Here is a 19,789-nt window from a genome sequence, read left to right on the forward strand (position 1 = left end):
ATATGTCTGATACATGTGAAAGAGCACACTATTCGAATAGTGTTTTGCCTGCCGCAGTAACAGAAAAAAAGCCCGCACACATTGCGGGCTGTGGTAAGCGAATCCACCAATATAAGTATATCATGGCATGTCGGTGTGGCATGCCACACTTTGAGTTTAGCAACAGGTATCGTTAGCGCAAAAAATATCCCTGAGTTGTGATTGTCTGACTCCGGGGGAGAGTGATAAAGAATAATTATCATAGTCATATGATGTATTAGGAGAAGTTAAGAAATCTCTTATTTGATATATTCCTCGGGGATTCACATGAAGTATGACATTAGAATAACAGCAAGATAAGCAATGCCAACAACAACATACGCTAGCAGCATATGGTTTGGCTTAAAGTAACGATACGCCATGTTGTCTCCCGGATTCAATATAAAGTCATCACTTTGAGTAAAATTCTATTAGGTACTTCGCAGCATCCGAATCTCTTATCTACTATGGCGATAGGCTTCGCTTTTTATGAACTAGGCCAGTAATGCTAGACCTGCACGATTATCGCCACCTAATCCGCGCGAGGAATGGTGAGGGGCCAGCAATTTAGACGTCTGTGCTTGAAAAAAAACCACACCGGGTGATGGCCACAGTGTGGTCAAATATTTATCGTGATTTTTATTATAATTCACGGCGTTACCGTAAATGTACATTATCCCAAAATTAGGTGGCGTTCAATCAACTTATTTCTTCATATAGGAATAGGCTTAATTCATCTTATGAGGTAATTCTTAATAAACTAACTGTTCTCTAATTAAGTTTATGTTTTAACTGGATTTTTTTATTTCATGTGTGTTCGCTTTTTTTAAATTATTTGTCTGGTTGTACAGGGTAATAGGCTACTCAACATTTTTCGGTAGAAATCGCTACTTTTCCATTAGATGATGAGGAATGATGTAAGTGAAAAAAGCCCGCGTCCGGGCAGAGGACGCTAGCAAAGCTCCATAGAATAATATAGCGATTTCAGGCATCTCGAGATGATACCGTTTAAAGATTTTAGTATTTGTCATTATATCCATTTAATTATGGGAATGTTGCCGCACACTATCCTAAAGTGCCGGCAAAATTTAGCCCACTGTATCCTGCTTGCCTAATATTCCAACGAGTTTGGGTGATTTCAACACTTCGCCTGCCGTTTTTGCTCGGCACGAGCTTTGACTTTTGCCGCTTCGCTCATATCGTTGCGAATCTGCGCATGGCTAATCAAAGCAAAAATCAGCGTTCCACCGGTAATATTTCCAAGCAATGTCGGCAGGGCAAATGGCCAGAGGAAGTCATGCCAAGGAATGTGGCCGGCAAAGACCAGATACAGTACCTCCACCGAACCGACCACAATGTGTGTTAGATCACTGATTGCTACGAGCCATGTCATCATCAATATAACCACTATTTTCGATTTACCGGCAGAGGGTAACATCCATACCATAGTGGCAATGATCCAGCCTGAGATCACCGCCTTTGCAAACATCTCGCCTGGTGTATTTTCCATAACTTTAAAACTAATTTTGGTAAATGCCATAAGAGTAGCATTATCGAAAATAGGCATAAAATTAAAGGCAACAGCTCCCAGCGCGGCACCAATCATATTACCAGACAGCACCACTCCCCATAAGCGTAGTAAAAGCAACATGTTTCCTAAGGTTGGTTTATGCATTATCGGCAAAACAGCCGTCACTGTGTTTTCAGTAAATAGTTGCTGACCTGCCATAATTACTATAACAAAACCGAAGGTGTACCCAAGGTTTTCCATTAAAAATTCACCCGGGATGCCCTCAAGATGAACCTGGAAAATTCCTTTAACCATAAGTGATGCGCCTATTGACAAACCAGCAGCAATCGCTGACCACAGTAGCGCCATACCGTCACGCTCAAGCTCCTTTTCTCCTTCCTGGCGTATTTCCTCATGAATAGCGGCAGCACGTGAAGGCAATGCCTTCTCATCAACTTCTATTTCCGTTCCTCGCTCTTTTTCTTCGCTTTCAACATAATTGCTATCCTGTGGAGTCGATTGGTACTTTTTCATTTTTTTCCCTAATAAAAAACTTTAACCTAATAAGCTTAGTCGTTGTGGGCCAAAACGATTATAGGATTTTGTATTCCTTGCAAAGGACTATATTGAAAGCCGTCTCACTGGAACGAGATAATTGGTACACGCGATGAAGGCACCATCATAGGGGAAACGATTGATGGTCAGGTTGTGGAGGACTCTTCATTAAAGCAAACAGAGCTAGACGTTAGAGGGGGGCTGGAAGAAGTGATTGTGACTGGCCTGATCACCTTGCTGGTTATGCGCTCGTATGATGGGAAAGGGTCGATGATTTACCCCTCAAGAACCTCGGCTTTACCATCGCTTTGTCAAAGGCACTCTTTCGCCTGACGGTAAAAGTGCTGATAGCGGGCATGGTCCGGCAGTCTGTACATAAGCGTATACATAAAAAATTATAACCAACTCATCTACCGTTTGAATCCTCTATCCAGGAAGGTTTTTGCAATTTGTCAGTCAACTCAGGTCAACCGCCATGACCGTTGAAGAACTGATCCGTGAAGGGTTCTGCAAATACGCCAAAGAGAATGAAAAGGGGCACACTGATATTCTGCGTTCTTTCGAGCTGTACATTTCCCCGTTAATCGGTAACGTGCCTAAAACAGACGCAACTATCCACCTCTGATTAACTGTGCTCGAACCTCTGGCCCGCAAAACCCCGTCAACTCAGATCGCTCGCTGACCAACATCAGGCGGGCTCATTTCTGGGCTGTACTCCGTAAGCTGGCAGAAACTGCTCTGCTGAATGAATTACACCTTACTGATTTCAATATCACTAAAGGTGAACGGGGCAGGGTATTGGCCAATGAAGATATAGTGACCATTTCCCGGAAAATGGAGACTTGCAGGATAGCACCAAAATTCCAACTGTTCGTAAAACTGTGCCTGCTGTTTGGGTGCTGTAGTGGCGGGCTGTCACATCCCGAAAAGGCGAACTTTGATTTTGACGTAAAGCTTTGGACGATCCCGCTCCCTCATCACAAGGATGGCAAGCGCACTAAAAAAGTATCAGTCCGGCCAATTATCCCAGAGGCTGGAGAAAAGCAGCAGACATTCGAAATTTACGAAAGACACCTTGGTTTTAGTAAAGAGCAAACATCTTCCCTGTTAGGCGTCTGCAAAAAATCATGTAGTCTGACATCACTGAGATTTTTCATTGTTTCTCAGAACGTTAAATAGAATCCTGGCGGGGTCCCAAACTCTTGGTTTCATTTTTAACTTGAAGTCAACTTTAATCGACTGGATGACAGGGGTGTTAGCATATTTATAAAAAACGTCAAGATAACCAAAAAAATATATACATAATAATTCATTAAAGGCTCTGAAAGCGAGGCCGATACTCCTTTTTTGTATTCTTTAAACCTTTCTACTAGGGCTCATATGACTATTACACAGCGTTTGTTGCTGGCGTTTTTTCTGCTGGCGTTATCTCTCTTCTCAATTGTTGCCGTTTCACTTTCGGTGATTTCGGGTTTTCAGTCGCGCTTTGAATATGTACAGAACAATGCGATACCCAGCATCAAGGATCTGAACAAATCAATAAGTAGTACAAATCAGCTGGGTATTGCGCTGTACCGCCATCAGACGGCATCAGTGAAAGCAGATAAGGATGCCGCTGAAAAAAGAATCAATGGCCTGCTGAACACACTTACTTCACTTACTGATTATTACATGGCGAACGATATCTCCAGTGACGAAGATAGGACCATGACCGAGCAAGCATTCCGTAATATCAATGCCGTTCGTTCTGCATTATCAGCTTTTTTAGCCGCCTCATACGGCAATGATGATGTGCTTTCTCTTGAGCAACTTAAAGGCGATAATGGGGTGGGTGCTGTCACAAGAAAAATGGAGTCGGAATTTACCAGACAAATTGATTTAAATATTAAAATTTCTAATGAATTAAGGGCTGTAAATAAGAAGATTTATTCTCAAACGTTTTGGATAATGACCGCATCGTCAGTAGGTGTCATTATTGTATTTGGTCTTTTTTCTGTGAGTATCATTATGGGGATTAAGCGAAGCCTGAATAGTATGCAAAACACTATGACGGAGGTTAGCAATAATCTTGACCTGACGCATGTGGCTTCCGTACTCAGAAATGACGAAATAGGACAGACGGCATCGGCATTTAACAACCTGCTTAAAAAGGTATCCGCAACACTTTTGTCTGTGAACCATGCGGCACAGTCTGTCAGCACGGGATCTACACAGATTGCTGCAGGCAACGAGGACCTGTCATCACGTACCGAGCAGCAAGCAGCGTCGCTAGAACAGACTTCAGCAAGCGTGGCCACCTTGAGCGATACTGTCAGGCAGAACGCAGAGGGAGCTTTTCAGGCAAGCACACTGGCGAATCATGCCAATGATTTATCACGGCAGAACAGAATCGCTGTCAGTGGGATGCTGGAAACTATGTCCGATATTCGCGGGAGTTCAGCAAAAATTTCAGAAATTACGGGACTGATTGAGAGTATTGCTTTCCAGACCAATATTCTGGCGCTTAATGCCGCAGTTGAGGCCGCGCGCGCTGGTGAACATGGAAGGGGATTTGCGGTTGTTGCTTCTGAAGTGCGTAATCTGGCCCAGCGTTCTTCGACTGCTGCGCGGGAGATAAAGGACCTGATTTCACTTTCCGTTTCTCAGGTCGAACAAGGACTTCAACAGGCAACGCATGTTGGCGGTAATACAGAGAATGTCAGCAGTGCCATACAGCAGGTTGCCGATCTGGTTAATGAAATTGCTGCCGCAACCTCTGAACAGAGTAAAGGCATTAAGCAGGTTCATCTGGCCATCGGGCAAATGGACGAGGTAACACAGCAGAACGCCTCTCTGGTTGAAGAGGCTTCTTCGGCATCAAAATCACTGCAGGAACAGGCTGAAAAACTGTCAGGACTTGTATCTACTTTTACCCTGGAAGAAACTCCGGTCCATGAAAAGGCACGGGGCAAGGCGGCGTTTAGCAGGCCGATACAGCCAAAAGAAAAACCAGATTTAATTGCTGCAGAAGTGAATAAAGTAAACTGGGAAAGTTTTTAAATTAACAGGCTATCCTCTAACAGCAGGGTTTTTATAAGCGCTGATATGTCAGCGCTTTCTTGGTTTTATCGTAATCAATTTTTATCAATCTGATTTTTCCGGATTCCGGGACATTAAATAATCTCCGAAGATATTGACTACTTCCGCTTCTGGCACAGAGTATACTGTCTTAAGGGCTGCTAGGAACGAACAGCGAACGTTTGGCTCATCATGGTTGTGAGTTCTCGTTACATTAAACTTAACATCCCATACACTCTTGATGCTTTTCCTAAGTGAAAAGGTACTACCCTCTATGTAGAAACCATTCAGATGTTCAACTGGAGTGTATGTATGGAAAATAAAATGGATCGCCCCCTTACCCGGGGCATCAACCATGTGGGATTAACAGTTCCTGACCTGCAGCAGGCAACTGAATTTCTGCAAAAGGCGCTGGATGCAAAATTTGTTTATAACGGTCTCACAGACAATGATCCGCCAAGGAAAGGCGCGGATGTGGAGAGACAACTGGGCTTAACTTCAGGCTCAGTTATTATCAAACAACGGTTACTACGGCTTGGTAATGGTCCAAATTTGGAACTTTTTGAGATAGTAAGTGAAGAACAGGATAAGCCGGTAAGCCTGCAGGATATTGGCTGGAACCACATTTCTCTTTACGTAGATGATATAAATTACGCCGTAGAAAGGGCCAAGGCAGCGGGAGGAAGGTTTCTTTCGGAAGTGCATGGAAACTCACGTCATGAAGACACTGAAGATAATGCCAGCGTATACTTCTATTCTCCCTGGGGCAGCCTGATAGAGCTGCAATCAATACCGAATGGTTATTACTACCCTGCAGATAGCGAAGCAGAGACATGGATACCTGAACCATGAGCTTGGCAGGTGATACTGTCTGCCAAGAGCATCTAAAGGTAAGCAATTAGCCAAGAGCAGGCTTCCTTATCGAATTCTGTGCCACTTCATGGCACAGAATTTTTTTATCTTACGTAGGCGATTGTGTCAGGGACCTTTTTTGCCACTGTCGAACATTCAGTTTTTAACATAAGAGTGCTCTGGCTATCCGTCAGAGGCCCTCACCGTGAATCTAGTTAGTGCAGGAGATTACCGGGGGCCTTTCTCCCATTTGTGCATTTTGTGGGATATTAGCATCTATCAGATGCAGAACACATATAGATATCTATTCTTAGTAAGTTAGATACACTTTTTCTCCAATATGAGGGATACGAAATGCATAAGAAAGGTCTTTATTTTCTCTTGATTGCTTCAGCTTTCGCTTTCTCGGTTACCGGTTGTTCATCAAATCAGGCCATTAAAACTACAGACGGACGCACTATTGTTACAGACGGAAAGCCTCAGATTGACAGTGATACCGGTCTGGTTTCTTACAAAGACGCTCAGACAGGCAGAACCGAACAGATCAACCGCGACAAAATTACCAACATGAGTGAACTGGATAACTGATAAGGAGCGTTCTATGAAAAAACTGGTTTTTTCAGCAATGGCGGGGATTATTGCACTTTCAACCCTGACCGGGTGCACACGCACAAGCTACGCAATTCAGACGAATGACGGACGTACAATTGTCAGCGATGGTAAACCGAAAGAATCTGATACAGGAATGCTGGGTTATACTGATGCTAATGGTGTGAAACAGCAGATCAACCGGCAGGAAGTCAAAGAAGTCTCCGAGATTCCTCATTAATCAGTAAAAACCGCCTTTAAGGCGGTTTTTGTCTCAACCAGAAGCTACATTTACTTCTAATATCCCATCAGCAAATCTCTCAGTGATACAATACGCTGATGTATAATTCATTCAGCACTTTTTAATTTGTGACTTATCTGTATGATACCGACTTGGTTCAGCTAAGTAATTCCTGAATACCACACAGATCATGGAGGAAGCCATGCCATTGTACTGTTTTTTTAAAAAGGGTAGCCATCTCAACGCACTGGAGAGAAATGACATAATTGGCTCAGCGTGCCTACAGGAATGGGGATATGAAAAGCAACCCGAAGAGCTGAATGCCCCGAATGCGCATTACGCGATAGCCAGATTCCATGACATCCGTAATGAAGAAGAGGCTACCGAACACGCATTCTCAACCGGATCTGCTTTTATAGCTCTGATAATAGGGCTGATTGTAGTAGTGGACTGGTTATTTCTTTAGGTAACAGATGGTGCAGATATGGCAGGCCTCGTAACGCTAAAAATTTTTTCCGGATGAGCAGCTATTGTGTCCATCTGGCTGGATTTCAGGTAGTAAGAAACCCGCCATCTTTACTTTCGTGGGCTGAACAACAAGTCATGTTCATAATCTATGTTCACGTGCCTAATCGATCAGGAATCTGCCCCCTTTAGCCTGGAAAGAAAATTACCGTTGTGCAGACGATCTCATCAGCGGGAAACTTACAGCTTCGGAAGCTGGGTCATCTTACTTAAGCAAAATCCTGAAAGGATTATCGGTTTGGAGGGAGTATCATCAGTTATGACGATACGCCGATAATTCACTTGGGTTATCGTTTCTCTACACTGAGTCATGGGAAATAGCTTGGCTACAGAGTTTTCTATGGATTTAGTAAGTTAAAAGTGGCTTAAATATCTGCGGTAATAAGGCCCAACCATCAGGCATCCCAAAATATCCTTACTAAAACAGGTCTCCGGTATGTACGAGATATTTATGATGCGTAAAATGAGCCCGCAAGCATGCTTTTACTCTGACGATGGATGAGCGGAACAATACTCAAAATTATGGAGCTACCTGTACCAATTTGACATAAGGTTTCAAGTGCTACTTTAGCTTTTGGCACAGATTTTCCTGTCAGATAAGGTTAAGCTCTGTGCTGTGACAATGCCAGGTCAAGTCTGAGCTAATACACGTTAGTTAGTGTTGAGGGCAAGGTTGCCGTGCAGGTGCTTCCATCCTGATAGTTCAGTATGTCACAAGTGCGAAGAGTCAGCCCCCCGATGAGCAGGCTCAGGAAATGCTGGATTGTGAGGACGCATTGTGCATCCGTTGATTTATTCCATTTACGAATAGTCTGTGGAGTCACTCGCATCAGAAAGGCTATTTCCGTAAGATTAAGGTAAGGCATTTACAATAGCGTCTTTACATCCAGTTCTGTCATCGTTCGGTTCATAATAGATTAGCCCCTTAGATCACCAGACACTTTTCCTCTCTTAAAATAAGAGGTAGTCTTGGAATTATGTTTAACACCAGTCAGAATAATAAGATGGTTGAAGTGTTCCCAGGACCGGAGCGACGTCGGCGTCGTACTCCGCAGGAAAAAATTGCCATTATTCAGCAGACTATGGAACCGGGCATGATGATTTCTCACGTGGCGCGACTGCACGGTATCAATGCTAATCAGATCTTCAAGCAACGCAGGCAATATGAAGACGGCTCACCGGCCGCCGTGACCTCACGCGGAGAAGTCGTTCCCGCTTCCGAGCTTGCGGCTGCCAATAAGCAAATTCGCGTACTTCAGCGTCTTCTGGGTAAAAAACGATGAAAGCCGAAATACTCAAAGAGGCCGTGGAGTTCGGCCGGACAAAAAATGGATTGCGCATGCGCCCTTGTTGCCAGAGGACGACGAACAAGCGACGTCAGCCGCAGTATTGGAGTGTCCAGTGCGCAACTGAGTCTCAGGGTCCACCGTTCGCCAGAGTGGCAGGATCGCAGGCTGCATACCAGTTTTGACGATACTGCGGTGTTATCCCGGATACATACTATGGTCGACGAACTACCCACATATGGTTGTCGCCGGGTGTGGGCGCTGTTGCGGCGACGGTCAGAGCGTGATGCGCTTCCTGTTGTTAACGCAAAACACGTGTACCGGATTATGCGTACTCATCACCTTCTGCTGGAGCGCACACCTGCTGATCCTCAGCGTAAGCGTGCACATAAAGGACGTGTGTCGGTCACTGAGAGCAACCGGTGATAGCTTCGAGTTCCGTTGCGACAATGATGAAAAGCTGCGGATAACCTTCGCACATGACTGCTGCGATCGGGAGATCATCGACTGGGTAGCGAAACCGATGGCTATGACAAAGAAACGGTGCAGGACGTCATGCTGGGTCCGGTAGAAAAACGCTTCGGCCAGCATCTGCCGTCAGAACTGGTGGAATGGCTGACAGATAACGGTTCAGCCTACAGAGTGCATGAAACGCGGGCGTTCGCCCTGATGCTGGGATTTGAGCCATGTACGACCGCAGTTCGCAGCCCGGAAAACAATGGCATAGTAGAAAGCTTCGTGAAAACGATAAAGCGGGATTACACACGGTGATGCCAAAACCGGACAGCCTCGCAGCGGCGATGAACCTGGCGGTGGCGTTCAGTCATTACAACGAACATAACCCACATAGCGCGCTACGACATCACTTGCCGCGGGAATATATACGCAGAAAGTTATCACAGCCGTAAGAGAGAAAAGGCGTCTGGAGATGGCGGGTCAAGATCAATGCCCCCTTGTCTTGTGCGGATGGTTGAGATAAAACATTTTCCCGGTGTATTTATTTACGTATGTGCATGGCTTGCGATTATTAGTCATTTAATCAGCTCCTCATTACAGTCACATACACCATTAAAAGCCAGTGTTAAAGGTGTGGGGTCATCAATATGAGCAACCTCATCAGAGTGATAGACTTTCCCGCGATAGATGACGCTGTAGCCATTTTCTTTGATGAGCAACAGTTTACCGATGCGTCCACACAGCTTGTTGATGCTGGGACTGGTGTGCTGAAAGGTGAACGCCACTTTGTCACCAACGGCTACGGGTTTCGGCTCACCGCGCCATCTGCCGCATTTTGGACAACGTTCCATCAGTCAGCCTCCACGCGCTTAAACTCAATGATCCACACCCACGGGTTAGCCTTGATTGAATTATCTGAATAGATGCCATCCCATAAGTTGCGGAACCACAGCCAGGCATCATGTGTCAGGCCATCAATAGAGTGCTCAGCCCGATATCTCTCTGCTGCCGCATCTTCATCATTGATTGATGTCGACCGCTCCACTCGAACACCGGTAATCTCCAGTGTTATGCGTGAAGCCCAGCGCGTTATGTGGATGGATGGTCTATAGCCCATGTCTTTTAGTTCAACATGCGCCGTGTGGTTCGCTCGATAGTGAATTGCATAATGATCACTGTTGCCATGAACAGCAAACGTCTCCCGCACCCACAGGCGATCACCAACTTCACTGAATGGACAGCGAACACGAATCGGATTGGTAAGTAGGGGAGAGATTCCAACAGCCCAGCATGCTTTACCCTCATCTTTCACACGGGTGCTAATCAAAATCCCGCCATGGAAATTGTGGGTAGACGGGACACCATTAACAACCCGGCGCGTCTGCGTCTTGCTATCGTACAGAACTGCCCTAACCATGTCGGCGTTGAAATACATTCCTCGCTTACACATGGCTTTTCACCTCCACAATGATCGCCAAGAATGCTGCCTGCTCACGTATCTCTTTAATTGCCTCATCTGAATAGCCCCAGATGTTGTCGTCATAAACATTGCACCTTTCGATACCGAGGTATTACAACAAGACCGCGCAAGGTACCACCGTGCGAAAAAACACGCCATTTATTTAACTGATTAGTTTTATGCGTAAAGACGCACTGCACCGTAAAGTCATCAAGAAAATAGACGCGGCTACGTTTATCGAATAACAGCTTTGATGTGACATATGTGCTGTCGTTATAGAAAAATCTGCGCCCATGTGCTGCTATAAGTTGGTTAGCATGCTTTAGCCGCTTATGTTTGGTAGCCGTCACTCACCATCCATAGCTGTTTATCGCTATATGGTGTTGCTTCTGGGCAAAGACCACTGTATCTGTGAAACTTAAAAATTTCTTTGCCCGGTGGTATTGGATGACCTCAGAAGTTGCAGCAATGAAGATCACCCCCATTAGCGGTAAGAGTTGCATCGCGTAACAAGATACAAACTGCGCCATCTTCGATATCGTGGATGGAAGCAATAAACCATCCTTCACCTTTCGGTACTTCTGGATGCCATGTTGAGATGTCATAGCCATCAACATCAGGATCAATATTTTCTTCATCACGATACTAAACTGACCACACCAGCCCCTGCGATTTCGGCCATAGATTGAATTCTTCAGAGGCTATAAATTCTCGACCATCACAGAATTGGTTATTAACAGGGTGGGGCCAGTATTCGCAATTATCGAGCACCACAGGTAAAGCAGTAATTTTGTTAACTTCGCTCATTTCAATCACCAAATAATCAGAGATGCCGCAACCACCCGGAAAACCACACAGCCTGAAATAACCCAGACCCAGCTTGCTGAATGCCATATACAACACATCCTGGTGGACCTCAGTGAATTGTTTTACTGGCTTTGTCGAGACGTTCAGCAATGTTCTGAACCTTAATAGGATTTTTAATTACAGTGCCGTCAGGCATGAGACAGCCGCGAAATGGGCGGGGTGACTATGCCTAACTGATATTGTCTTGTGCGTACTGCATAAATTTCTCAATACCGTTTTGGGGTTGCACGAATCCCGTGCCGTTGATGGCAATAGATCAAAATGGAGCCATTCAAATTGGCTGGTGAGCACTGCAACACTCATCGCCGCTACTCCATACCTGACAGAATGTGTGGTGCTGGGTGCCTCCCGGTGCCTGTACAAGCTGACAAAATGCAGGGCGGTAACTGATAGTATTAAGGCATAGGACAATAAGGTGCTTGTCCGAGCACATATCCTAAACCCAAATTGAGAAGGTGAAAGTCAGCGGCAGAAAGAAACTGCCCCGTTCTGGCACCATCCCGCAGTTTAATGCAATCCCAAATGCGCAAGCTGGTGGAGTTGCTAGCCAAAAACCATGATGCGCAGTTGGCGGAGGGAACATTTGAAATCAGCCTCGATTTTGAAAGCGGACTTCAGGTACTGGAAGTTACGCAGATTATCATGGAAGCCAAAGAACATTACGGATTATCAGGCTCGCCTGATGACATTTTCATCCATGAAACCGGGCTGCCGCTTACCAGTGAATAAATTGAGAGTTATAGCGGCATATCGGCTCTGGCATGTGCAGTGGCTTTATTGGTGAGAAACTAGTTTACTCTCATTAAGAATCAAAATAGGCGTATACATGGGCCGCTGATAACGTATATAGCCCTGAGTTTCTGGTTATACCGACAGAGAGGGTTGCCATAGCAGTTAGTTCCATCAGCCAACACACCGCTCGAAAAAAATCCCACATTAGGTTTCTGAGAATTCGGCAGGCGATTCAGATCTCAGAGAGGTTATTGAGCGCTACACCACAGTAATGTTAGAAACAGAGTTACCACTGGCGGAAGAGCTAATCTTGATGGATGGCATTCGTCTCAATTGCGAATACAACATTCGTGAATTGCGTATGGAGGGAGACTGTCGCTTATCGCGTTTGGTTGCTCCTGAAATGGGGGCGTCGGAATGAAGCTAAGGCTGTATTTCCCTTCGGCTGAAATACCTACTGGCGAAGAATGACAACTTCTAAGCTTGGAGAAAAAATCCGAAAATAGTATAAGTATTATTCCTAATTTGTTTCTGAAAGCATTGATACAGCTTGTTTTTATAAAAATTTGTCAAGGGAAGACGCGAAAACTTCAGAGGTGTTCATTAACCTATCAAAATGGGATTGACTACAATTCTCCTTATGGGCTAGCTCAGATGCGAGCAGGTATATCAGGATGAAGGACGTAACCGAGTGATGGAGTGGAAACTTATAGATGGTAGTGCATGTCAGCGGCGACAACCCAAAGATGGGTAAATATGTAAGATGGTAAAGAGCTAAGGCCAGTTAATGTACTCTAGGAGTTTTTTATAAACGCATGGCGTATTAGCACAAAAACTCTGTTTGTCAAGCTACCAATAATGGTAGTTCATTATACTTAAGAAATAATTACTATGCCAGTTGGCAATGTCACTAAGTTAGATACATTTGCATCGCAAGGAAGTGTACTTATACGTTCTCAGTTTAGGGCCGAACTCAAGGTGAATCGATACTATGGGCATGTCAGAGGAAAAGTATAATACGATGCGTCGTATCAAAGATGGTGCAGAATATAATTTGCGTGGGGATAAAGCTGTAGGAATTGAAATAAGAAAAGGCCCCAGGTACGATAATCGTAAAGTGGTTAATTGTCGGAGCCTGCCACCATTAATACGCGAAGGATTGATTGATTTTGAACGCTACCCAAGTGACATGACTCGCTATTACAGAGTCAGGCTAACAGATGAAGGGGAAAAACTGCTAAAGAATATAGCGTAAATCCCTACGCATATAATTTGAATCTCTCAAGTAATTTACTTTTTTAAACCTAACTCATCATTAGTTAGCAAATTAAGGCACTTTCTCTTTTCTATCAGTTGGTGTGAGGAACGCATATAGCAGGGAATAAGAAAATCAGGAATTAGCTTCTAGAGTTGTGGCATGGAAGCAATGGGAGATGTTATTCATTGACGCTACGGTGGACTTACTGAGTGTTATTTGCAGATATCACCGGAAAAGTCTGGTTCAGTTCAAGTGCAGTTGATGGTGCGGGGCCGGATAAAAAAATGATACGCTGGCGGATCGGGGGTATACGGTGTTTCCTCTGGCAGGCACACATGCCTGGATGTGGTGGATTACATCGTTACTAATATCTATCGCTTTGTAGCTTCTCATCCCGTCACTTTGGTGACAGTGCTGGCAGCGTCCGTTCGGTAAATTAATCATTATTATTATGAGGTTGTTCTGGTTTTACAGCTCTTCACGTTCTGGTGCGGTAATGCTCTTTGGCTGTTAATCATGATCCTTACGCTGATTACCTCGACGTTAACCGGTATTATCTACGCTATGTATCCCTGGATAATTCCAAGTCAGGTTAATTTGTATCAAAGCGCCGCTTCCAGTGTTACCCAGCAGGTCGTCCTGATCGGGACGGCAGTCATGATCCTGCTGACGTTAATTTATCATATCTGGCCGTTCTGGATAATAAAAGGCCATCATCCGAAGTGCGATATCTTTAACGTTCACGAGGTTTCTACCCTATGAATAAAGATGAATTCTGCATCCGGGATTACCCGATAAAAGAAAATATCATCTGGTTACGCAGGTAGCCTTGGATTCGGCGCATCAGGGAATAAGTTCTCATTGTCATTCCGGTGGCATGTGGCCTTTTTTCCAGAGGGTTTCTGAGTGATGGGTCGGTGCAATCACCTGATGGTAAATTGAAGGTAGAATATGAACACTTTGGTCGGGTACAAAGTAATATGGAGATGAGTATCTGGATTGATACGCCGCCCGGCGGAAATTTACTGCCATGATAGGATGTGGGGCACTTAATAACTTGCAGATACAGACCTTACAGCTACAGCCAGTCCAGGAGCTTTCTGACGGAAGTGATATGCGGCTGACATATTCATTCCGTAATACAGGAGGGGGGTCATACGGTATGGCTGGGATTTCAGCCACAGCAACCGAGGTGGGTAGCAATCAGTGCCAGCGCCGATAATCAACAACCGGTCCAGTTCAATCAGTGGGTATACCCCTGAAGGAGAGTGATATAGAAACCGTATTGCGAGCTGCTGGCATCTATCTTGTCCTGATGTGGTATTTAAAATTGCGGCAGGCGAACGTTTTGACAGATGACATCCTTTGACCTGATTCAGTTACTGATTATCAGTGAATCCCCTGAGTAGGCGTTGCTGGGTGATGATTTTTCCGTGACGGCGGCAGCGCTGACTATTGTAACCCTCATTACGATTAATCTTTTTCTCGGCAAACTTAAAACGCGATTTCCTTATCTTGAACACATGGCAGAGGGCTGGCCTATGATTCTGGTTGAAAATGGTAATCTGGAGGAAAAACGTATGAAGATGGCTGGCATAAGTAAGGAGAATATTCTCGATTCACCCGGTTGTCACAGGGGATGGAGCGGATAGACCAGATAAAATATGCCGTACTCGAAGTTAATGGTCATATTTCCGTCACATATGCGGAAGAAAAATTAATAGCCTCGTGATGAAACGCTGCTGCACCGGTAAAGAATGCCCGGTCATTGTCTGGGCATTTCTATTCAGGACTGGGGTTGTCCAACAGGACCGGACCCCAAAGTACCACCAGGTGTGGCCTGCCCGCTCGGCGCATGAGGGCACCCATCATCGCGAACTGTTTTACTTCTGTGCATACACCCTGACAATGCGGCAATACTCAATGCGATACAGGTTATTTAGTAGATGATTTCATAGGGTTTCCTTTTCAGTGAGTGAACGAAAAATAATATTTACCTCTGAAAATAATATAACTTGCAGATTATCACTGCGTTGTGTTTTTTGAACTATAATCCATAAGTGAGGATTACCATCCTACCTGACAGATTTAACCCTAAATTTCATCATTATTCAGTGCATTCTTAATGATGAATAAACGAGTCCGCTGAGATGAATTTCATGCTATTTCTTGTTATTTAGGATTTCAGTGCTTACTTTTGACGCGGTTGCTCTACAGTTAATAAGGTGATATTTCACTGGAGACTTTCGCAATGTCAAAAGAAACAGAAGGAAAACAACTCACCCATCGGGCACCTCATAAAGGGCCAGAAACCGTTAAGCCCGGCTTGGGTAGCCTGGCTCCTGCTGATGGCTCACATCAACCGTCAGCCAAACCGACGCCACCGGGTAAAGAACCCACGGCACCGGGCAGTCTGAAAACACCCGACACCCGAACCCCTAAAATCAATCAGCTGGACCCCTTTAGAAAAAATGGCACGCAGCATGACCTGACCACCAATCAGGGCACCCGTATCGCTAATGATCAGAACTCACTGCGTGCCGGTACTCGCGGACCGACCCTGCTGGAAGATTTCATCATGCGTGAAAAAATCACGCATTTTGACCATGAGCGTATCCCTGAGCGTATCGTGCATGCCCGTGGTTCAGCGGCACACGGCTATTTTCAGCCGTATCGTGCGTTGAAAGAGTTAACCAAGGCGGGATTCCTCAGCGATCCGGACACCGTCACTCCGGTGTTCGTGCGTTTCTCGACGGTGCAGGGCGGGGCAGGCTCTGCCGATACAGTAAGGGATATTCGTGGCTTCGCGACCAAATTCTACACGGAAGAGGGGGTATTTGATCTGGTGGGGAATAATACGCCAGTGTTCTTCATCCAGGACGCCCATAAATTCCCGGATTTTGTGCACGCGGTGAAACCGGAACCGCATAACGAAATGCCACAAGGTCAGAGCGCGCACGACACCTTCTGGGATTACGTTTCGCTGCAACCGGAAACGTTACATAACGTGATGTGGGCGATGTCAGACCGTGGTATCCCCCGCAGCTACCGCACCATGGAAGGCTTTGGTATTCACACCTTCCGTCTGATAAACGCGGAAGGTCAAGCCACCTTTGTCCGTTTCCATTGGAAACCTGTGGCCGGTAAGGCCTCGCTCCTGTGGGATGAGGCGCAGAAACTCACGGGTCGTGACCCGGATTTTCATCGTCGCGATTTGTGGGAGGCCATCGAAGCGGGTGACTTTCCTGAGTATGAACTGGGACTTCAGCTGATCCCCGAAGAGGATGAGTTCAGCTTCGATTTCGATATCCTTGATGCCACCAAGCTGATCCCTGAAGAACTGGTGCCGGTAGAGTTGGTGGGCCGGATGGTGCTGAACCGTAATCCGGATAACTTTTTCGCTGAAACCGAGCAGGTTGCTTTTCACCCCGGCCATATCGTGCCGGGACTGGATTTCACCAACGATCCGCTGTTGCAGGGGCGTCTTTTTTCCTACACCGATACCCAAATCAGTCGCCTCGGTGGGCCGAATTTTCATGAAATACCGATCAACCGGCCGGTCTGCCCGTACCATAATTTTCAGCGTCAGGGCATGCACCGTATGGAGATTGATGCCAATCCGGCCAACTACGAACCTAATTCAATAAACGATAACTGGCCACGGGAAAGCACCCCGGCTGCGGAGAAGGGGGGATTCGACAGCTATCAGGAAAGGATTGAAGGGCAGAAGGTTCGTGAGCGCAGCGACTCTTTTGGTGAATATTATTCCCAGCCAAAATTGTTCTGGCAGAGCCAGACACCTGTTGAGCAGCAGCATATCGTCGGTGCCTTTTCATTTGAGCTGAGCAAGGTGGCCCGCGCCTATATCCGAGAACGGGTGGTCGATCATCTGTTGCATATAGATCCAGACTTGGCGCAGGGCGTGGCGGATAATCTCGGCATTGAATTCAGTCAGGAACAGCGTAAAGTCGTCACCGCCAAAGATGTGAATGGGCTTACGAAGGATGACAGCCTCAGTCTTTATGCTGTGCCGGGTGGTGATATCCGGGGGCGGCAGGTCGCATTGTTGGTCAGCGATGGTGTGAAAGCGGCTGATGTGCTGGCGATGTTTCAGGAGCTGAAAGCCAGAGGTGTTCACGCCAAACTGCTGGCGGCGCATATGGGGAAGGTACGCGCCGATGATGGCTCGGTATTGCCCGTCGATGCGACGTTCAATGGTCTGCCGTCGCTGACGTTTGATGCGGTGCTGGTGCCGGACGGTAATATCGATGCATTGCTGCTGAGTGGGGATGCGCGTTATTTCCTGCTGGAAACCTATAAGCATCTGAAGGTCATTGGTCTGAGCGGTGACGCACGCCGCTTTAAAGCGCAGTTTAGCCTGAAAGACAGTGAAACGGAGGAGGGACTGGCAGAAGGAAGCAAAGCGGAGGGTACCCTGATGACCGATTTTCTTGCCGCGATGGCGGTTCATCGTGTCTGGTCACGCAGCAAGAAGGCGGCAACAGTGGCGGCATAACCGTTCAGGCGGATTTCGGGTCCGCCTTGCGGGTTCTTCCCGGACCACTGCCAGTGGCGTACTTTCGGAACTACTTCGCCATATTCCCGGATATAGCGGAGATGTTCCGTGATACGTTTCTGGAGATCATTGAGTACTTCAGGATGATGCTCTGCATGCCCGGCAAATGGCTTCCTGTGCCAGATGGTACCGATCCAGTTCGTTCAGTACCGTCATATCGAATGGCGTGGTCGTGGTGCCTTCTTCATTAAAACCCTGCACGTGGAAGTTACGGTGATTGTTTCGTCGACAGGTCAGGCGATGGATCAGGCTGGGGTAGACGTGAAGAAAAAATTACCGGTTTATCTGCTCTGAGCAGCGCATCAGATTCCTCTTCTGATTTGCCATGCGGATGCTGGGCGCAGGATTGCAGTGCCATCAGGTCCACCACACGAATGGCAGATAGCCACGCAAATCCACCTCATCACTACTTCAGGATCCTCACTGGTGCTTGCCCAGCGCCATTCACCCATGCCCGTTCACAGTGGGCAATTGCGCTGTCACAATCGAGCCACTGCGGCGCAGCACAATCATGTTGATGTGAACCCAGGTCTTCAGGCAATGATCGCCAACCCATAGTAGGGTATTGGCATCGGGTGGCAGATAGATGCGCACAATGCCGGCCTTTTTATTGGCGACATGATCGATAGAACCTGGGGCCTGATGACTGAAGCCATTGTGATCCTTCGAGTGGTCCCGCGCTCGTAGACAAATCTGCCCTATATTTTGAGCATAGAAGGAGTTTATACGCACACCACGATTTACCCCTGAGTTTAAAGAAGAAACTGTCCGCCAGATAACCGAGCGGGCCTATTGTAGTGACCCCTCGGTCATTTCGGGTCCATATCCCAATCCATGCCGATAGCTGCAAATACCCAACACCTTTCATATTACGGTGAATCCACGACAGCATTATCCCTGTGACTATCGAACAAGGAAATCAACGCCAATGTTCGACAGGGTTTCCTTCAGTCTCACGATTTGATAGTTTGTGCTTTATGCGATGAATCCTTGTAAGCGGAGAGGCCTAAAGTCAAGCTCATGAAGAATATAGGCTAGGCGAGTATAGCTGGCTGTGCTTTGCTTATCGGGAGGCACCCGGCGCCGCATCATAAACTATGTAAATGGAGCATATCTAAGTGAGCTACATTCATCGTTTTTTTGACAATAAGATAGTCGCTTACATAATTGGATCAATCGGTGCTCTCTATCTGGGCGTAAGCCACATCGAGTCATTTGAAGAAGCAGAACGGTTTGCTGAATAATCTTTGAAGGCCTGCCTTCGGCGGGCCTATATCATATACGCGCCACGCTCGTTGCATTTCAACCATGGAGCCTTTCAGGGGGAACTTATAGGGGCCGGCAGTTTGACATTCTCTGTACAATTCAGCAGCCCATCCGTTTAGCGACAACATATGTTTCAATTTATGAAACAGACGGCAATCCGTTGTGGGATCTAGCCAAAACAGAATTATTCCTGCGGCTGACGAGTCAGGTAATTAAAGCTCATGTGTGGCAGGGTATCCTTTAAAAGCAGGCTATGATAATTTGCTCACAATGCGGTGAATCCCCCTGTGCGGCGGGGCATGGCCACAGGTTATGGTTTAAAAAAGCAGCGAAAAGGATTGTGGCCGTCCTTTTCACCGGGAGGCACCCGGCACCGCAACAAAATTCAAATAGGTAAAAAAGATCCCGCACATCCTAAACAAAGGGAATGTGCGGGTAGAAACGAAAATCATCACAGGGTTATTCCATGTCCATAATGGCATTAATTTAATAACCATGCTAATGTTTTTGTGCGTTACTTTTAACATGTTATTTACATGGTGT

The 19,789-nt window shown here is 46.2% G+C and carries 13 protein-coding genes and 4 pseudogenes; 11 read left to right on the forward strand and 6 right to left on the reverse strand.

All coding sequences use genetic code 11. The features are described 5' to 3' along the window. Positions 1-1,156 precede the first annotated feature (1,156 nt). Positions 1,157-2,062: a formate/nitrite transporter family protein gene (locus PAT9B_RS25285; protein ID WP_013512135.1), complete on the reverse strand. Its 906-nt coding sequence runs from the start codon at positions 2,060-2,062 to the stop codon at positions 1,157-1,159. 496 nt (positions 2,063-2,558) lie between these two features. On the opposite strand from PAT9B_RS25285, the gene PAT9B_RS31020 reads away from it, so the two are divergent. The 6 genes and pseudogenes from PAT9B_RS31020 (at position 2,559) to PAT9B_RS30060 (ending at position 9,540) form a co-directional block, all read left to right on the forward strand. Beyond that, complete coding sequence (locus tag PAT9B_RS31020) at positions 2,559-2,708, forward strand: hypothetical protein (protein WP_190274692.1); 150 nt, start codon at positions 2,559-2,561, stop codon at positions 2,706-2,708. 755 nt (positions 2,709-3,463) lie between these two features. Continuing rightward, positions 3,464-5,122, forward strand: a complete 1,659-nt coding sequence (locus PAT9B_RS25295) for a methyl-accepting chemotaxis protein (protein ID WP_013512136.1) — start codon at positions 3,464-3,466, stop codon at positions 5,120-5,122. Positions 5,123-5,452: 330 nt separating this feature from the next. Then, entirely contained in the window at positions 5,453-5,992 is a 540-nt protein-coding gene (locus PAT9B_RS25300) for a VOC family protein (protein ID WP_013512137.1), read from the forward strand. 354 nt (positions 5,993-6,346) lie between these two features. Beyond that, the gene (locus PAT9B_RS25305; protein ID WP_013512138.1) at positions 6,347-6,580 is read left to right on the forward strand and encodes a YgdI/YgdR family lipoprotein; all 234 of its coding nucleotides are present in this window, start codon (positions 6,347-6,349) and stop codon (positions 6,578-6,580) included. 13 nt (positions 6,581-6,593) lie between these two features. Then, positions 6,594-6,821 carry a YgdI/YgdR family lipoprotein gene (locus PAT9B_RS25310; protein WP_013512139.1) on the forward strand — a complete coding sequence of 76 codons (228 nt, stop codon included), beginning with the start codon at positions 6,594-6,596 and terminating at the stop codon, positions 6,819-6,821. A gap of 1,529 nt (positions 6,822-8,350) precedes the next feature. Next, positions 8,351-9,540 (forward strand): annotated as a pseudogene (locus PAT9B_RS30060) (IS3 family transposase). A 123-nt stretch (positions 9,541-9,663) separates the two neighbouring features. Here the strand turns inward: PAT9B_RS30060 and PAT9B_RS25330 are convergent. From PAT9B_RS25330 to PAT9B_RS30740, 4 genes and pseudogenes are all read right to left on the reverse strand, one after another. Next, complete coding sequence (locus tag PAT9B_RS25330; protein WP_013512142.1) at positions 9,664-9,939, reverse strand: hypothetical protein; 276 nt, start codon at positions 9,937-9,939, stop codon at positions 9,664-9,666. Further along, a complete protein-coding gene (locus PAT9B_RS25335; RefSeq protein WP_013512143.1) occupies positions 9,939-10,538 on the reverse strand; it encodes a hypothetical protein in 600 nt (199 codons plus the stop codon). Before PAT9B_RS25335 ends, PAT9B_RS25330 begins: the two co-directional genes overlap by 1 nt. A 462-nt stretch (positions 10,539-11,000) precedes the next feature. After that, positions 11,001-11,354: pseudogene (locus PAT9B_RS25340) on the reverse strand (hypothetical protein). Positions 11,355-11,463: 109 nt separating this feature from the next. After that, positions 11,464-11,553 (reverse strand): annotated as a pseudogene (locus PAT9B_RS30740) (cruciferin); the annotation flags it as partial. A 383-nt stretch (positions 11,554-11,936) separates the two neighbouring features. Here PAT9B_RS30740 and PAT9B_RS25345 point away from each other — a divergent pair. The 5 genes from PAT9B_RS25345 to katE all read left to right on the forward strand — a co-directional run bounded on the left by PAT9B_RS25345 (position 11,937) and on the right by katE (position 17,920). After that, the gene (locus PAT9B_RS25345; RefSeq protein ID WP_041526168.1) at positions 11,937-12,143 is read left to right on the forward strand and encodes a hypothetical protein; all 207 of its coding nucleotides are present in this window, start codon (positions 11,937-11,939) and stop codon (positions 12,141-12,143) included. A 1,024-nt stretch (positions 12,144-13,167) separates the two neighbouring features. Next, positions 13,168-13,401 (forward strand): hypothetical protein, encoded by a 234-nt coding sequence (locus tag PAT9B_RS25350; RefSeq protein WP_223300508.1) that lies wholly within the window; start codon positions 13,168-13,170, stop codon positions 13,399-13,401. A 465-nt stretch (positions 13,402-13,866) separates the two neighbouring features. Continuing rightward, on the forward strand, positions 13,867-14,166 hold the full coding sequence (locus PAT9B_RS31540) for a cytochrome d ubiquinol oxidase subunit II (RefSeq protein ID WP_223300524.1): 300 nt from the start codon (positions 13,867-13,869) through the stop codon (positions 14,164-14,166). A 650-nt stretch (positions 14,167-14,816) separates the two neighbouring features. Further along, positions 14,817-15,056: a hypothetical protein gene (locus PAT9B_RS31545; protein ID WP_369700791.1), complete on the forward strand. Its 240-nt coding sequence runs from the start codon at positions 14,817-14,819 to the stop codon at positions 15,054-15,056. 599 nt (positions 15,057-15,655) lie between these two features. Then, positions 15,656-17,920 carry a catalase HPII gene (gene katE / locus PAT9B_RS25365; RefSeq protein WP_013512146.1) on the forward strand — a complete coding sequence of 755 codons (2,265 nt, stop codon included), beginning with the start codon at positions 15,656-15,658 and terminating at the stop codon, positions 17,918-17,920. Here katE and PAT9B_RS31270 read toward each other — a convergent pair. Next, positions 17,872-18,646, reverse strand: a pseudogene (locus PAT9B_RS31270) (phosphoketolase); the annotation flags it as partial. The gene katE and the pseudogene PAT9B_RS31270 sit on opposite strands and share 49 nt — an antisense overlap. Positions 18,647-19,789: the final 1,143 nt, after the last annotated feature.

Origin of the sequence: Pantoea sp. At-9b (assembly GCF_000175935.2) — a bacterium.
Lineage (GTDB): Bacteria > Pseudomonadota > Gammaproteobacteria > Enterobacterales > Enterobacteriaceae > Pantoea.

Bases quoted from the DNA above. Each gene is read 5' to 3' on its own strand.
- PAT9B_RS25330 (WP_013512142.1), bottom strand. From the start codon at position 9,939: ATGGAACGTTGTCCAAAATGCGGCAGATGGCGCGGTGAGCCGAAACCC.
- katE (WP_013512146.1), top strand. From the start codon at position 15,656: ATGTCAAAAGAAACAGAAGGAAAACAACTCACCCATCGGGCACCTCAT.
- PAT9B_RS25285 (WP_013512135.1), bottom strand. From the start codon at position 2,062: ATGAAAAAGTACCAATCGACTCCACAGGATAGCAATTATGTTGAAAGC.
- PAT9B_RS25335 (WP_013512143.1), bottom strand. From the start codon at position 10,538: ATGTGTAAGCGAGGAATGTATTTCAACGCCGACATGGTTAGGGCAGTT.
- PAT9B_RS25345 (WP_041526168.1), top strand. From the start codon at position 11,937: ATGCGCAAGCTGGTGGAGTTGCTAGCCAAAAACCATGATGCGCAGTTG.
- PAT9B_RS25300 (WP_013512137.1), top strand. From the start codon at position 5,453: ATGGAAAATAAAATGGATCGCCCCCTTACCCGGGGCATCAACCATGTG.
- PAT9B_RS25350 (WP_223300508.1), top strand. From the start codon at position 13,168: ATGCGTCGTATCAAAGATGGTGCAGAATATAATTTGCGTGGGGATAAA.
- PAT9B_RS25310 (WP_013512139.1), top strand. From the start codon at position 6,594: ATGAAAAAACTGGTTTTTTCAGCAATGGCGGGGATTATTGCACTTTCA.
- PAT9B_RS25305 (WP_013512138.1), top strand. From the start codon at position 6,347: ATGCATAAGAAAGGTCTTTATTTTCTCTTGATTGCTTCAGCTTTCGCT.
- PAT9B_RS25295 (WP_013512136.1), top strand. From the start codon at position 3,464: ATGACTATTACACAGCGTTTGTTGCTGGCGTTTTTTCTGCTGGCGTTA.
- PAT9B_RS31020 (WP_190274692.1), top strand. From the start codon at position 2,559: ATGACCGTTGAAGAACTGATCCGTGAAGGGTTCTGCAAATACGCCAAA.